Annotated in this window: 16 protein-coding genes; 10 read left to right on the forward strand and 6 right to left on the reverse strand. The window is 65.5% G+C overall.

Translation table 11 applies throughout. The features are described 5' to 3' along the window. Nucleotides 1–12: 12 nt before the first annotated feature. The 6 genes from BLS40_RS09310 (at nt 13) to BLS40_RS09335 (ending at nt 9,855) form a co-directional block, all read left to right on the forward strand. Nucleotides 13–4,011, forward strand: coding sequence for a DNA-directed RNA polymerase subunit beta' (locus BLS40_RS09310; RefSeq protein ID WP_092151523.1), 3,999 nt, complete (start codon nt 13–15; stop codon nt 4,009–4,011). Between the two features lie 286 nt (nt 4,012–4,297). Further along, nucleotides 4,298–4,669 (forward strand): 30S ribosomal protein S12, encoded by a 372-nt coding sequence (gene rpsL / locus BLS40_RS09315; protein ID WP_092151525.1) that lies wholly within the window; start codon nt 4,298–4,300, stop codon nt 4,667–4,669. A gap of 5 nt (nt 4,670–4,674) precedes the next feature. Continuing rightward, nucleotides 4,675–5,142: a 30S ribosomal protein S7 gene (rpsG, locus tag BLS40_RS09320; RefSeq protein WP_092151527.1), complete on the forward strand. Its 468-nt coding sequence runs from the start codon at nt 4,675–4,677 to the stop codon at nt 5,140–5,142. A 243-nt stretch (nt 5,143–5,385) separates the two neighbouring features. Beyond that, complete coding sequence (gene fusA / locus BLS40_RS09325; protein WP_092151529.1) at nt 5,386–7,506, forward strand: elongation factor G; 2,121 nt, start codon at nt 5,386–5,388, stop codon at nt 7,504–7,506. A 367-nt stretch (nt 7,507–7,873) separates the two neighbouring features. Continuing rightward, entirely contained in the window at nt 7,874–9,064 is a 1,191-nt protein-coding gene (gene tuf / locus BLS40_RS09330; RefSeq protein ID WP_092151531.1) for an elongation factor Tu, read from the forward strand. Between the two features lie 104 nt (nt 9,065–9,168). Beyond that, entirely contained in the window at nt 9,169–9,855 is a 687-nt protein-coding gene (locus BLS40_RS09335) for a hypothetical protein (RefSeq protein WP_092151533.1), read from the forward strand. A 9-nt stretch (nt 9,856–9,864) separates the two neighbouring features. Here the strand turns inward: BLS40_RS09335 and BLS40_RS09340 are convergent, their stop codons facing one another. The 6 genes from BLS40_RS09340 to BLS40_RS09365 are packed head-to-tail and all read right to left on the reverse strand — an operon-like array spanning nt 9,865 to nt 12,541. Then, a complete protein-coding gene (locus BLS40_RS09340; RefSeq protein ID WP_092151535.1) occupies nt 9,865–10,425 on the reverse strand; it encodes a hypothetical protein in 561 nt (186 codons plus the stop codon). Then, on the reverse strand, nt 10,422–11,006 hold the full coding sequence (locus BLS40_RS09345; RefSeq protein WP_092151537.1) for a hypothetical protein: 585 nt from the start codon (nt 11,004–11,006) through the stop codon (nt 10,422–10,424). Before BLS40_RS09345 ends, BLS40_RS09340 begins: the two co-directional genes overlap by 4 nt. Next, the gene (locus tag BLS40_RS09350) at nt 10,999–11,487 is read right to left on the reverse strand and encodes an Asp23/Gls24 family envelope stress response protein (RefSeq protein WP_092151539.1); all 489 of its coding nucleotides are present in this window, start codon (nt 11,485–11,487) and stop codon (nt 10,999–11,001) included. The genes BLS40_RS09345 and BLS40_RS09350 overlap by 8 nt, the downstream gene beginning before the upstream one ends. Beyond that, nucleotides 11,487–11,687: a hypothetical protein gene (locus BLS40_RS09355; protein ID WP_092152257.1), complete on the reverse strand. Its 201-nt coding sequence runs from the start codon at nt 11,685–11,687 to the stop codon at nt 11,487–11,489. The genes BLS40_RS09350 and BLS40_RS09355 overlap by 1 nt, the downstream gene beginning before the upstream one ends. A 33-nt stretch (nt 11,688–11,720) precedes the next feature. Then, a complete protein-coding gene (locus BLS40_RS09360) occupies nt 11,721–12,029 on the reverse strand; it encodes a hypothetical protein (RefSeq protein ID WP_092151541.1) in 309 nt (102 codons plus the stop codon). 2 nt (nt 12,030–12,031) lie between these two features. Further along, a complete protein-coding gene (locus BLS40_RS09365; RefSeq protein WP_092151543.1) occupies nt 12,032–12,541 on the reverse strand; it encodes an Asp23/Gls24 family envelope stress response protein in 510 nt (169 codons plus the stop codon). 510 nt (nt 12,542–13,051) lie between these two features. Here BLS40_RS09365 and rpsJ point away from each other — a divergent pair. Genes rpsJ through rplW form a run of 4 tightly spaced genes read left to right on the forward strand, consistent with a single transcriptional unit; the run spans nt 13,052 to nt 15,017 of the window. Then, a complete protein-coding gene (rpsJ, locus tag BLS40_RS09370; RefSeq protein ID WP_003848085.1) occupies nt 13,052–13,357 on the forward strand; it encodes a 30S ribosomal protein S10 in 306 nt (101 codons plus the stop codon). A gap of 35 nt (nt 13,358–13,392) precedes the next feature. Beyond that, on the forward strand, nt 13,393–14,049 hold the full coding sequence (rplC, locus tag BLS40_RS09375; RefSeq protein ID WP_092151545.1) for a 50S ribosomal protein L3: 657 nt from the start codon (nt 13,393–13,395) through the stop codon (nt 14,047–14,049). Next, on the forward strand, nt 14,046–14,711 hold the full coding sequence (gene rplD, locus BLS40_RS09380) for a 50S ribosomal protein L4 (RefSeq protein ID WP_092151547.1): 666 nt from the start codon (nt 14,046–14,048) through the stop codon (nt 14,709–14,711). Before rplC ends, rplD begins: the two co-directional genes overlap by 4 nt. After that, nucleotides 14,712–15,017, forward strand: coding sequence for a 50S ribosomal protein L23 (gene rplW / locus BLS40_RS09385; protein ID WP_092151550.1), 306 nt, complete (start codon nt 14,712–14,714; stop codon nt 15,015–15,017). It begins immediately after the preceding gene. The last annotated feature ends 4 nt before the right edge of the window (nt 15,018–15,021 follow it).

Consider the following 15,021-nt stretch of genomic DNA (forward strand, 5'->3'; position numbering starts at 1 on the left):
AAGGGAATTTACGTGTTTGACGTAAACCTCTTCGACGAGCTTCGCATTGGCCTGGCCACCGCCGACGATATCCGCCGTTGGTCCCACGGCGAGGTCAAGAAGCCCGAAACCATCAACTACCGCACACTCAAGCCCGAGAAGGACGGTCTCTTCTGCGAGCGCATTTTCGGCCCGACCCGCGACTGGGAGTGCGCCTGCGGCAAGTACAAGCGCGTGCGCTACAAGGGCATCATCTGTGAGCGCTGCGGTGTTGAGGTGACCAAGTCCAAGGTGCGCCGCGAGCGCATGGGCCACATCGAGCTCGCCGCGCCCGTGACCCACATCTGGTACTTCAAGGGTGTGCCGTCCCGCCTGGGCTACCTGCTCGACCTGGCGCCGAAGGACCTTGAGCGCATCATCTACTTCGCCGCCAACATCATCACCTCCGTGGACGAGGAAGCTCGCCACAACGACATGTCGACCCTCGAGGCCGAGATGCTCATGGAGAAGAAGGAAGTGGAGGCGGACGCCAACTCCGAGATCGCCGAGCGCGCTCAGAAGCTGGAGGAGGACCTCGCTGAGCTGGAGGCCGCCGGCGCGAACGCGTCGGCACGCAAGAAGGTGCAGCAGGCCGCCGACAAGGAGATGACCCACATTCGCCAGGCCGGAGAGCGCGAGGTTGAGCGTCTCGACGAGGTGTGGCAGACGTTTGTCAAGCTCGCCCCGAAGCAGATGATCATCGATGAGAACCTCTACGAGGAGCTTGTCGACCGCTACGAGGATTACTTCACCGGCGGCATGGGCGCCGAGGCGATTCAGACGCTCATCCGCAGCTTCGACCTCGAGGCCGAGGCTGAGGAGCTGCGCACCATCATCGCCGAGGGTAAGGGCCAGAAGAAGATCCGCGCGCTCAAGCGCCTGAAGGTCGTCGCCGCGTTCCTGCGTTCCGGCAACGACCCGGCCGGCATGATCCTGGACGCGATCCCGGTGATCCCGCCGGAGCTGCGCCCGATGGTCCAGCTCGACGGTGGCCGGTTCGCCACCTCCGACCTCAACGACCTGTACCGCCGCGTGATCAACCGCAACAACCGCCTCAAGCGCATGATCGACCTCGGCGCGCCCGAGATCATCGTGAACAACGAGAAGCGCATGCTGCAGGAGTCCGTCGACGCGCTGTTCGACAACGGCCGCCGCGGCCGCCCCGTCACGGGCCCGGGCAACCGACCGCTGAAGTCCCTGTCCGACCTGCTCAAGGGCAAGCAGGGCCGCTTCCGCCAGAACCTGCTGGGCAAGCGCGTGGACTACTCCGGCCGTTCTGTGATCATTGTCGGTCCGCAGCTCAAGCTCCACGAGTGCGGTCTGCCGAAGCTCATGGCGCTCGAGCTGTTCAAGCCGTTCGTGATGAAGCGCCTGGTGGACAACGACTACGCGCAGAACATCAAGTCCGCCAAGCGCATGGTGGAGCGCCAGCGCCCCGAGGTGTGGGACGTGCTCGAGGAGGCTATTTCCGAGCACCCCGTGCTGCTCAACCGCGCGCCGACGCTGCACCGCCTGGGTATTCAGGCCTTCGAGCCGAAGCTGGTCGAGGGCAAGGCCATCCAGCTGCACCCGCTGGCCTGTGAGGCGTTCAATGCTGACTTCGACGGCGACCAGATGGCAGTGCACCTGCCGCTGTCCGCCGAGGCGCAGGCGGAGGCCCGTGTGCTCATGCTGTCGTCGAACAACATCTTGTCCCCGGCGTCCGGCAAGCCGCTGGCGATGCCGCGCCTGGACATGGTCACCGGCCTGTACTTCCTCACCATGCTCAAGGGCGAGTCCGAGATCGGCGGCGAGGGTGCCTACGCCCCCGCCGACGAGAACGGCCCCGCGCGCGGCGTGTACACCTCCTACCGCGAGGCCATCATGGCCTACGACCGCGGGGTGCTGGGGCTGCAGGCGCCGATCAAGGTCCGCATCGACCACCTCCGCCCGACGGCGGAGGTCGAGGCGGAGCAGTTCCCCGACGGCTGGTCGCAGGGTCAGCCCTGGATGGCGGACACCACGCTGGGCCGCATCATGTTCAATGAGATGCTGCCGTTCAACTTCCCGTACCAGGAAGGCGCGATGGTGCGCAAGGGCGGCGGCGCCGGCAAGGTGCTGCTTGGCGACGTCATCCAGTCCATGGTGGAGAAGTACCCGATGATCACCGTGGCCCAGACGCTGGACAAGATGAAGGACGCAGGTTTCTACTGGGCGACCCGTTCCGGCGTGACCATCTCCATGTCCGACGTGCTTGTTCTGCCGAACAAGACCGAGGTGCTCGAGCAGTACGAGCGCGAGGCCGAGGAGATCGAGCGCAAGTTCTGGGAGAAGGGCGCACTGACGGAGGAGAACCGCTACGACCGTCTGGTCGAGCTGTGGCAGGACGCCACGAACAAGGTGGGTCAGGCCGTGGAGGATCTCTACCCGGACGACAACCCGATCCCGATGATCGTGAAGTCGGGCGCGGCAGGCAACATGCGCCAGATTTGGACGCTGGCCGGCATGAAGGGCATGGTCGTGAACTCGCGTGGCGAGTACAGCACCCGCCCGATCAAGACCTCGTTCCGCGAGGGCTTGAGCGTGATGGAGTACTTCAACAACTCCCACGGCTCGCGCAAGGGTCTGGCCGATACCGCTCTGCGTACCGCAGACTCCGGGTACCTCACCCGTCGCCTTGTCGACGTCGCCCAGGACGTCATCGTCCGCGAGGAAGACTGCGGCACCCACCAGGGTGTCCGGGTGCCCGTGGCCGAGATGGTCGGCGACAAGTGGGTGCGCGACGACCTGGTCGAGACGTCCGTGTCGGGCCGCGTGCTCGCGAGCGACGCGAAGGACGCCGACGGCACCGTGGTGCTCGAGGCGGGCTCCGACCTGAACGAGGAGAACATCGACAAGCTCGTCGCCGCGGGCGTGGCCGAGGTCAAGGTGCGCTCCGTTCTCACCTGCCAGACCCCGACCGGCGTGTGCGCGAAGTGCTACGGCAAATCGATGGCGTCGGGCAAGCTGGTCGACATCGGCGAGGCCGTCGGCATCGTCGCCGCGCAGTCGATCGGTGAGCCGGGTACCCAGCTGACGATGCGTACCTTCCACCAGGGCGGTGTCGGCGGTGACATCACCGGCGGTCTGCCGCGTGTGCAGGAGCTGTTCGAGGCCCGCGTGCCGAAGAACCGCGCTCCGATCGCCTCCGTGGCGGGCACCATCACGCTGGAGGACGAGGGCAACTTCTGGACGCTGACCATCCACCCGGATGACGGCTCCGACGATGTCGTGTACGAGAAGCTGTCGAAGCGCCAGGGCCTGGCGCAGGTGCGCCGCCCGATGGAGTCCAACCCCGAGGCGATGATCGAGCGCTCCCTGCGCGAAGGCGACCGCGTGGAAGTCGGCGACCGTCTCCTGCGCGGTGCGGCTGACCCGCATGACGTGCTCGACGTGCTGGGCCGACGCGGCGTCGAGAAGCACTTGATCGACGAAGTGCAGGCCGTGTACCGCACCCAGGGTGTGTCCATCCACGACAAGCACATCGAGATCATCATCCGCCAGATGCTGCGTCGCGGAAACGTCATCGACTCCGGTGACACGGACTTCCTGCCGGGCACCCTGGTCGACCTCGCCGAGGCGCGCCAGGTTAACGCCCAGACGGTGGCCGATGGCGGGCAGCCGGCGGAGATGCGCTCGGAGATCATGGGCATCACGAAGGCGTCGCTGGCGACGGAGTCGTGGCTGTCGGCGGCCTCCTTCCAGGAGACCACCCGCGTGCTTACCGACGCCGCCATCAACAAGCGCTCCGACAAGCTGATCGGCCTGAAGGAGAACGTGATCATCGGCAAGCTGATCCCGGCCGGCACCGGCATCGCCCGGTACCGCAACATCCAGGTCAAGCCGACGGAGGCGGCGCGCAGCGCGGCGTACTCGATCCCGAGCTTCGGCGATTCGATCTACGGCGACGACGGTTACGGCGAGTTCACCGGCGCGTCCGTGCCGCTCGACGAGTACGGATTCGACCAGATCTAGTCTCACGGCTCGCGGGGGAAGACCTCAGCGCGTTTTCAGGCCACGTTTTGGCACGAAAACGCGCTGAGGTCTTCTCGTTGTCGCCAAGCGTGGGGGATTTGGGGATTCGGGACGCATGCAGTAGAGTTACACGAGATTTCCCGTGCGACCAGCGCGCGCGGTGAAACTTGAACCCCCGCTCTCATAAGGCGGATGGTGGTTCGCGCAGACGGAAGGGCCCCGCATAAGAGCCCCCATTTTTGCGTGTTTGGCCACCGGTACTGACACACTTCAAGAAGGACAGTTAATGCCAACTATTCAGCAGCTGGTCCGCAAGGGCCGCCACGACAAGCGCGCCAAGGTCGCCACGGCCGCCCTGAAGGGCTCCCCGCAGCGCCGCGGCGTGTGCACCCGCGTGTACACCACCACCCCGAAGAAGCCGAACTCGGCTCTGCGCAAGGTCGCGCGTGTGCGCCTGACCTCCGGCATCGAGGTTTCCGCCTACATCCCCGGTGAGGGCCACAACCTGCAGGAGCACTCCATGGTGCTCGTGCGCGGCGGCCGCGTGAAGGACCTGCCGGGCGTTCGCTACAAGATCATCCGCGGTGCGCTGGACACCCAGGGCGTCAAGGACCGTAAGCAGGCTCGCTCCCGCTACGGCGCAAAGAAGGGACAGTAATCTAAATGCGTAAGCAGCAAGCTCCGAAGCGTCCCGTTGTCAAGGATCCGGTGTACAACTCCGAGATCGTCACCCAGCTCGTGAACAAGATCCTGCTGGACGGGAAGAAGTCCACCGCCGAGCGCATCGTCTACGGCGCACTCGAGATCTGCCGCGAGAAGACCGGCACCGACCCCGTCGGCACGCTGGAGAAGGCCCTCGGCAACATCCGTCCGGACCTCGAGGTCCGCTCCCGCCGCGTCGGCGGCGCGACCTACCAGGTCCCGGTCGAGGTCAAGCCGGGCCGCTCGAACACCCTCGCGCTGCGTTGGATGGTCACCTTCACCCGCCAGCGTCGCGAGAACACCATGGTTGAGCGCCTCGCCAATGAGATCCTCGACGCCTCCAACGGGCTGGGCGCATCCGTGAAGCGCCGCGAGGACACCCACAAGATGGCCGAGGCCAACCGCGCCTTCGCTCACTACCGCTGGTAGTTGCCGTATTGCTCACTCGTCTAGTCGTCCCGGCCGCCGGCCGCATGGCACCGTTGAGAACTCCATAACCGCGGGGTTTACGGGCGTGCGGCCGCGAGCCGGGATGCGCGTACTTGAGCGCCTGGGCTGACGAAATGCGCATTTAATGGCAGAATTGACAAAGGTAAATATCCACAAAGGCGTTACCGGCAGGCCCGGCCAGGTAACCGGAAACGCCGACAACACTTAAGTTGGGGTAAAAACGTGGCACAAGAAGTGCTTAGGGACCTAAACAAGGTCCGCAACATCGGCATCATGGCTCACATCGATGCCGGTAAGACCACCACCACCGAGCGTATTCTCTTCTACACCGGTATCAACCGTAAGGTCGGAGAGACGCACGACGGCGGCGCCACCACTGACTGGATGGAGCAGGAGAAGGAGCGCGGCATCACCATTACGTCCGCGGCCGTGACCTGTTTCTGGAACAACAACCAGATCAACATCATCGATACCCCGGGTCACGTGGACTTCACCGTCGAGGTGGAGCGGTCCCTGCGCGTCCTGGACGGTGCCGTCGCGGTTTTCGACGGCAAGGAGGGCGTGGAGCCCCAGTCCGAGCAGGTGTGGCGTCAGGCCGCGAAGTACGACGTCCCGCGTATCTGCTTTGTCAACAAGATGGACAAGCTGGGCGCGGACTTCTTCTTCACCGTGCAGACGATCGTCGATCGCCTCGGCGCGAAGCCGCTCGTGATGCAGCTGCCGATCGGCGCTGAGGACGACTTCGACGGTGTCGTCGACCTCATCGAGATGAAGGCGTTTATGTGGCCGGGCAAGGTTGAGACCGGCACCCCGCCGCAGATCCAGGAGATCCCGGCCGACCTGCAGGACAAGGCGGAGGAGTACCGCGAGAAGCTGCTCGAGACCGTCGCGGAATCCGACGAGGAACTCATGGAGAAGTACTTCGGCGGCGAGGAACTCACCATCGACGAGATCAAGGCTGCCATTCGCAAGATGACCGTCAACTCCGAGATCTACCCGGTGTACTGCGGCTCCGCGTACCGCAACAAGGGTATCGAGCCTTTGCTCGACGCCGTCATCGACTTCCTGCCGAACCCGCTGGACATCGGCGAGGTCCATGGTACCTCCATGGATGGGGAGACCCCGGACACCCGCAAGCCGTCGGTGGAGGAGCCGTTCTCCGCGCTCGCGTTCAAGATCGCCGTCCACCCGTTCTTCGGCAAGCTGACCTACGTCCGCGTCTACTCCGGCCAGGCAATCCCGGGCGAGCAGATGCTCAACTCCACGAAGAACTCGAAGGAGCGCGTGGGCAAGCTGTTCCAGATGCACGCGAACAAGGAGAACCCGGTCGAGCACGCCGACGCCGGCAACATCTACGCGTTCATCGGCCTGAAGAACACCACGACCGGTGACACCCTGTGCAACCCGGATCACCCGATCATCCTGGAGTCCATGGACTTCCCGGACCCGGTTATCCAGGTGGCCATCGAGCCGAAGACCAAGGCTGACCAGGAGAAGCTGGGCACCGCCATCCAGAAGCTCGCGGAGGAGGACCCCACCTTCACCGTCAAGCTCGACGAGGAGACCGGCCAGACCGTCATCGGCGGCATGGGCGAGCTCCACCTCGACGTCCTGGTCGACCGCATGAAGCGCGAGTTCAAGGTCGAGGCAAACATCGGCTCCCCGCAGGTGGCTTACCGTGAGACCATTCGCAAGAAGGTCGAGTCGCTGGACTACACCCACAAGAAGCAGACCGGTGGCTCGGGCCAGTTCGCGAAGGTCATCGTCACGATCGAGCCCTACAACCCGGATCCGACCGAGCTGGAGGAGGGCGAGTCCGCGACCTACAAGTTCGAGAACGCCGTCACCGGCGGCCGCGTGCCCAAGGAGTACATCCCGTCCGTCGACGCCGGCATCCAGGACGCCATGCAGTACGGCTACCTCGCTGGCTTCCCGCTCGTCAACATCAAGGCCACCCTCGAGGACGGCGCCTACCACGACGTCGACTCGTCGGAAATGGCCTTCAAGCTGGCGGGCTCCCAGGTGCTCAAGGAGGCCGTCGCTAAGGCGAAGCCGGTCCTGCTCGAGCCCGTGATGGCCGTCGAGGTTGTCACCCCGGAGGAGTACATGGGTACCGTCAACGGCGATATCAGCTCGCGCCGCGGCCAGGTGTACGCCATGGACGACCGCTCCGGCGCCAAGGTGGTCAAGGCTAAGGTGCCGCTCTCCGAGATGTTCGGCTACATCGGCGACCTGCGCTCCAGCACCGCCGGCCGCGCGAACTTCTCGATGGTGTTCGACTCCTACGCCGAGGTCCCCTCGAGTGTGGCGCAGGAGATCATCGACGAGCGCAATGGCCACTAGCGAGCCGACTCCGGCAGTGGCCCCGAGGTGTCGTCCCGTGCCAGCGAGATGACGCCGCTTTACGGGGCCGCTGCCCCCGCACGGGAGTAGCGGTTGAGCTGAGGCACGACCCGATCGGAATCGCGCCTGAGCCAGCCGTTACTCTCTAGGGAGATCTGTTGATTTGGATCGCCGCAGCCGAGAAACGGCCTGAGTTTTCAGGGGTTACCCGGTTTGAAAAACGGTCTTAATGAAACTAGGATCATGTAACTGGCACATTGTGAAATGGCCATTGTCGGCGTGCCCCGTAAAGGGGTGCCTGGCAGGGCAAATGTAAACCACGTGGCTGCGAAGGTCGTAGCCACCATGAAGTCCAGGAGGACATACAGTGGCAAAGGCTAAGTTTGAGCGTTCCAAGCCGCACGTAAACATCGGCACCATCGGTCACGTCGACCACGGCAAGACCACCACGACGGCTGCCATCACCAAGGTGCTCGCTGACGCTTACCCGGATGAGAACACCGCTTTCGCGTTCGACGCGATCGACAAGGCTCCCGAGGAGCGCGAGCGCGGCATCACCATCAACATCTCCCACGTGGAGTACAACACCCCGAAGCGCCACTACGCTCACGTCGACGCCCCGGGCCACGCCGACTACATCAAGAACATGATCACCGGCGCCGCTCAGATGGACGGCGCGATCCTCGTGGTCGCCGCCACCGACGGCCCGATGCCGCAGACCCGCGAGCACGTTCTTCTGGCCCGCCAGGTCGGCGTCCCCTACATCCTCGTTGCGCTGAACAAGTGCGACATGGTTGATGATGAGGAGATCATCGAGCTCGTGGAGATGGAGGTCCGTGAGCTGCTCGGCGAGCAGGACTACGACGAGGACGCCCCCATCATCCACATCTCCGCTCTGAAGGCTCTCGAGGGCGACGAGAAGTGGGTTCAGTCCGTGCTCGACCTCATGCAGGCGTGCGACGACTCCATCCCGGATCCGGTCCGCGAGACCGACCGCGACTTCCTGATGCCGATCGAGGACATCTTCACCATCTCCGGCCGCGGCACCGTGGTTACCGGTCGTGTGGAGCGCGGCGTGCTCAACCTCAACGACGAGGTCGAGATCATCGGCATCCGCGACAAGTCCCAGAAGACCACCGTCACCTCCATCGAGATGTTCAACAAGCTGCTCGATACCGCTGAGGCAGGCGACAACGCGGCTCTGCTGCTCCGCGGTCTGAAGCGCGAGGACGTCGAGCGTGGCCAGGTTGTCATCAAGCCGGGCGCCTACACCCCGCACACCAAGTTCGAGGGTTCCGTCTACGTCCTGTCCAAGGACGAGGGCGGCCGCCACACCCCGTTCTTCGACAACTACCGTCCGCAGTTCTACTTCCGCACCACCGACGTGACCGGTGTTGTGAAGCTGCCGGAGGGCACCGAGATGGTTATGCCGGGCGACAACGTCGACATGACCGTCGAGCTCATCCAGCCGGTCGCCATGGACGAGGGCCTGCGCTTCGCTATTCGCGAGGGCTCCCGCACCGTCGGCGCTGGCCGCGTCACCAAGATCCTGAACTAGTTTCCAGGGTCGCGGGGTGATACCCGCACGCAGTTAGAAACTCCCTTCCGCTTTGCGGGAGGGAGTTTTTCGTGCCCTCTCGCCTTTTTGTAAGGTAATGCCTTGTGAAGGATCCCACCCGCATTCCGGACGTCGTCGACGCGCTGCGGCGCACCTGGGAGGGACAGCCCGACCTCTCGCTCGCAGCGCTGTGGGGCGTGCTCGCCAACCGCGGCGTTGGCTGGGGTACCACCGACGACGAGCTGCTCGCCGTTCTGGCGGAGGTTGAGTCGGAGCACCCTTCGCTTATCGACGCCTCCACCGACGCCTCGTACACCATCTCCACAGCCTCGCCTGCCCACGCGGTCACGGTGGGCGGGGACATGGTCGTGGTGCGCAGCGCGACGGACCCGTCCCGCATGCCGGGTGTGTGGCAATTTTCCTCCCTGCGCAGGACCGGGCCCGGGCTGCCGCTGGTGATCACGGACGCCGAGGGCATCGACCACCGGCTGGGAGTGGTTCAGCTCATCACCGCCGTGGATGCGCAGCACGCCCCCGACTTGAACGGGCTCGAGCGCCACGACGTCGGCTCCGCCCGGTGGCTCGCCGTGCTGGAAGACGGCCGCCGGTGCGTGATTGGGCAATCCGTTCGCACGTGGGCGCAATCCCGCCGAGACGTGGCGGCCACCGATGGCCCGTGGGATAAGATCGTCCGCTGCGCTGAAGGGGAGGAGTTCCGCTACCTGCCGGGGGCGGGGCTGGCGGAGGTCGCCGTGGGAGTCGTCGAGCGCTTAGTCGTTCTCGAAACCTAGCCGGGCGCGTCAGTCGTCGATGCGGTCGAGGTGCAGCTTGTACACCGTGTCGATGTCCATGGCGCCGCAGGCCTCGGTGAAATCCCTGTCCGCTGCCTCTACGAAGTTGACCGTTTCCGCGAGGTCGCAGGCCGGGTTGGCCGTCACCGTAAACGTGACGGTCGGTCGATCGCGGATCATGGACACTGTTGCCGCCGCACGCTCGACGAGGTCGGACAGCGCCATGTGCTCGCTCGCGGCCTGCGACAGGCGTTGAAGGTTGATTACGGTATCTCCCAACTCAGGGTCGGCCGGTGCGGTGCCGCGCTCGGCGAAGCTCCGCGTGCGGAGGTTGGCCGCGATCAGCCACACCCCGGCGACGAGACACACGAGGAATACACCGATCAGGGCGACGGGGAACCAGGGGGATTGGGCGAAGCTGGCGGCCGCGCCACGATTCACCGCCCCGAGGGCGTCGCTGACGTACGGGATATCCCAGTACAGCGCCGCCGGGACCGCGCCGGCGACCGCGAGGGCGAGGCCGGCGAGGAAGACGAGCAGGCGGTCTATGCCGGCGAGCAGGCGTGTCACGGGTTCTCCGCCTCCCTCGCGGTGTCGGCGGGTTCGGCCTGCCGGGGGAGGACTGACGTCGATACGCGCGGGGCGCGGGCGAGGGGTGCGAACTGGGTGATAAGCGCGCTTGTCACCTTGTCCGCGACGGTCGCACCCGAGCCGTCGTCCTCGACGGCGACCCGCAGGCGTTTCCGGGTGGCGCGCGACGTGATGCGAGAGCGGCCAATTTCGGCGCGGGCGGTGTAGGTCGCCTTGCGGGCGATGTCTACCGGGCGGACCCAGATCGAGGCTGCGGAGGCCACTTTGACGTGGGTGCGCACGCGCGGTGCGAGCGCGGACAGAGCCACCCACAGCCCGAGCAGCGAGATCGCGGCGCCGGCGGCGACGGTGGCGAGCCCGAACTCGTGTGTGGCAACCCAGGAGAGCGCCTGGGCTGACCACGAGTTTGCGGGATCCCCCAGCCCGTAGCGGTACCAGAGGTCACGCCCGCACACAACGGCGAGAGCCAGCAGGACCGCGCCGACGCAGATGGCCAGCCAGCGCGCGGCCGGGTTGGCGCGAGGCTCCCGGCCCGGCGCCGGGGACTTTGGGCTAGCCATGCGCTTTCCCCCTCGGGACAACGGAAATCGGCCGCAGCGGGCGGGGAGTGGGGGCGTGCACGCTGCGCACCCGCTTCGCGGAGGAGCGCACCACTATCGCCTTCGGCGTGATGTCGTCGCCGTGCGCGGCCACCGCCTCGGCGCTCACCCGGGAGGCGGAGCTGACGGCCTTTGCATTTGCGACCTTGATCGTGACCCGGCGCACGGTGAAGCCGGTGAGCGCGCGCACGTGTGTGATCACGGCGGCACGGGCGGCGTCGGCGACGGCGGCGACGGGGCTGGGGTAGGTGACCGCGATGTCGGCCTCAATCGTGGCGGTGCGGGCATCCGCATCCAGGTGGGCCACGACGCGGGGCAGCGCTCGTCCCGCCAGGCCCGCGAGCTTCGCGTCGAGCGTGCAGGAGCCGGGCACCGCGAGTATCGCGGCTTCGGCAATGCGCTCGATCACCTTCGCGGAGAGACGAAAGTCGGTGTCACCCATCAGCTGCGACCCCGTCCGGAACCGGTGCTGACGATCTCCGCGATGTCGATGCGACCGTCGAGTTGGGCGCCGATCACCCCGCCGATGGTGCCAAACAGCAGCAGCCACACCAGGCCCAGCCATCCCCCGATGGTGACGAAGAGGGCAACGACGATTCCGGCGAGGACACCGAGTGCCGTCTTGCTGCGGTAAATATCCATGGCGACCACTTTCTCACGTTAGTAAAGCTAAACCTACTGGGCGTCGGCGACAACGACGTCAACAAAAGGCAGCCCGGTTGCCGCCAACGCCGCGGCCCGGACCTCGCCGGCGACGTGGGCCACGGGGCGGCCGGAGGCAACGGCGTAGACGATGTGCACCTCGACGCCGGCGAGCCCCGGGCCGGTACCCCGCGTTGCGGGCCGGATCCCGCCGATCCGCGTGCCAGGGAGAAGGAGCGCCACCTCTCCGAAGCGGCCGTCGCTGAGCGACGCGACGCCCGGGACGGACAGTGCGGCGTCGCGGACGGCCTCCCCGGCCTCCCTCGAGATCCCGGCGGGCATGCCTAGCCCAGGGTGGACGCGGGGCTGACTGCGGGGGCCTCGGTCGCGGGCTCGCGCTCGAGGTTGTCCTGCGGCGGGATGTTGACGTCGTGAACGGTGATGTCGACGCGGTCCACGATGAGCCCGGTCATGCGGGAGACCGCGTAGATGACGTTGTCACGGATCGCGTTGGCGAGCTCGTGTATCGCCACCCCGTACTCCGCGATGATGGCCACGGCGACGGAGGCGTGGCCGTCCTGGACGGCGACGTTGACCCCCTGCTGGACATTGGTGGATGCGTTGAGCGACTCGCGTACCGCGCCCCACATGCGGGCGGCGCCGCCCCCGAGGTTCGCCACGCCGGAGACCTCCCGGGCGGCGATCCCGGCGATCTTGCCCACCACCGTGTCGTCGATGACAGTGGTGCCGTGATCGGTCACCAGGTTCGCGTTGTGGGAGAGTACAGCCTCCGCTTCGGCGGCAGCGTTGGCGGCGGTGGCGGCAGCGGTGCTACCTGCGGTGTTCTCGGCCATGGGCATCCTTTCACGTGAACTATCGGTGCAGGTGATGGCTTACGATCCTACACCGTGGCCGATTGTGGTGGAGCGCCGAGAAGGGGGCGTCGAAAAGCGTCTTGCGATGCGACAACGGTGTGTGCTTTAATAGTCGGGTTGCTTTGACACGGCGCGGCCGATACGGCTGGGCGGTGGTGAGGCGAACATGACACCTTCTTTCACGGAAGGCCCCTCCCCGGAGGGGAACCGGTGTAAGGGCCATGGCAAATAAACAGCGGCAGTACGCAAGGGTCACGCGCCCTTCCGAGTCTGACACCCGAGGATGGACCCCGTCCTCCGGCGGAAGCACTGAGGAGTTGCACGCATGCATTTGCTGTGCCACTTAACCTTCCGGTTCGTGTCATGACAGTCAGAAACGACACTGGCGTTGCGCCCAGGGCCTTGCCCGGACAACGTTATAGAGAAACTAGAAGCTTTCAACCCCACCGCTTCGCATCAGAATGTGGGGGAAGCGAGGAAGAGGTAAGCGTGGCGGGACAGAAAATCCGCATCAGGCTCAAGGCCTACGACCACGAGGCGATCGACGCATCCGCGAAGAAGATTGTCGAGACGGTCACCCGCACGGGTGCCCGCGTCGTCGGGCCGGTGCCGTTGCCCACTGAGAAGAACGTGTACGCCGTTATTCGTTCTCCCCACAAGTACAAGGATTCTCGCGAGCACTTCGAGATGCGCACTCACAAGCGCCTCATCGACATTCTCGACCCGACGCCCAAGACGGTGGACGCGCTCATGCGCATCGACCTTCCGGCCAGCGTCGACGTGAACATCCAGTAAGCAAGATCCCGACTTTGGTAGTGGAGAACTAACACATGTCTGACAACCAGATCAAGGGCATTCTGGGCACCAAGCTCGGCATGACCCAGATCTTCGACGAGGACAACCGGGTTATCCCGGTCACCGTCGTCGAGGCTGGGCCGGTCGTGGTCACCCAGATCCGTACCCCTGAAACCGATGGCTACAGCGCCATCCAGATCGCTTACGGCGACATTGATCCCCGTAAGACCAAGAAGCCGCAGGCCGGCCACTTCAAGAAGGCCGGCATCAACCCGCGCCGCCACGTGGTCGAGATCCGCATGGACGACACCTCCGCGTACGAGGTCGGCCAGGAGATCAACGCCACCATCTTCGACGGCGACGTCTACGTCGACGTCGTCGGCACCACCAAGGGCAAGGGCTACGCCGGCGCCATGAAGCGCCACGGCTTCGCCGGCCAGGGTGCCGCACACGGCAACCAGGCCTCGCACCGCCGCGTCGGCTCCATCGGCGCCTGCGCTACCCCGGGACGCGTGTTCAAGGGCACCCGCATGGCTGGCCGTATGGGCGGCAACCGGGTCACCACCCAGAACCTGAAGATCCAACGTATCGACGGCGACAACAACCTGATCCTGATCAAGGGAGCGATCCCGGGCGTCAAGGGCAGCATTGTTACCGTCAAGACCGCAGTGAAGGGCGGTGCTCACGCATGACGAACCTGACGCTTGACGTCCACACCGCTGACGGGAAGACCAACGGTTCCGTCGACCTCCCGGCCGAGCTGTTCGACCGTGAGGTCTCCATCCCCCTGATGCACCAGGTTGTTGTGGCCCAGCAGGCCGCGGCACGCCAGGGCACCCACGCCACCAAGACCCGCGGCATGGTCCGCGGCGGTGGTAAGAAGCCGTTCCGCCAGAAGGGCACCGGCCGCGCCCGCCAGGGCTCCACCCGCGCGCCGCACTTCACCGGCGGCGGCACCGTCCATGGGCCGCAGCCGCGCTCTTACGCGCAGCGCACGCCCAAGAAAATGATTAAGGCAGCTCTCGCAGGTGCGCTCACTGACCGCGCTCGCGGGTCCCGGATCCACGTCGTCGAGGAGCTCGTTCCGGGCCAGACGCCGTCGACCAAGGCCGCACGCGCGTTCATCGAGCGTCTCACCGAGCGCAAGTCCGTTCTCCTGGTCATCGGCCGTGAGGATGTCAACTCCCGCCTGTCCGCAAGGAACCTGCCGGGCGTCCACATCCTTGAGCCGGGTCAGCTGAACACCTACGACGTCCTCAACTCCGACGATGTCGTGTTCTCCGTCGAGGCGCTTCACACCTTCGTGAACGCAGCCGCCGGCGCGCCCGCTGCAGCTGTGGAGGAGGAGAAGTAAATGGCCAAGATCGCCAACGCTCGTGACATCATCATCGCCCCGGTCCTCTCCGAGAAGACCTACGCCCTGATGGAGCAGAACACGTACACGTTTTTCGTGAACCCGTCTGCCAACAAGACCCAGATCAAGATTGCCGTGGAGGAGATCTTCGGCGTCGACGTCGCTTCGGTGAACACCGCCAACCGTGAGGGCAAGCGCAAGCGCTCCCGCACCGGGTTCGGCAAGCGTAAGGACACCAAGCGCGCCTACGTCACCCTCCGCGAGGGCAGCGACTCCATCGACATCTTCGGCGGCGCAGCCGTCTAAGTGG

The sequence above is a fragment of the Corynebacterium mycetoides genome (genome assembly GCF_900103625.1).
Classification (GTDB): domain Bacteria; phylum Actinomycetota; class Actinomycetes; order Mycobacteriales; family Mycobacteriaceae; genus Corynebacterium; species Corynebacterium mycetoides.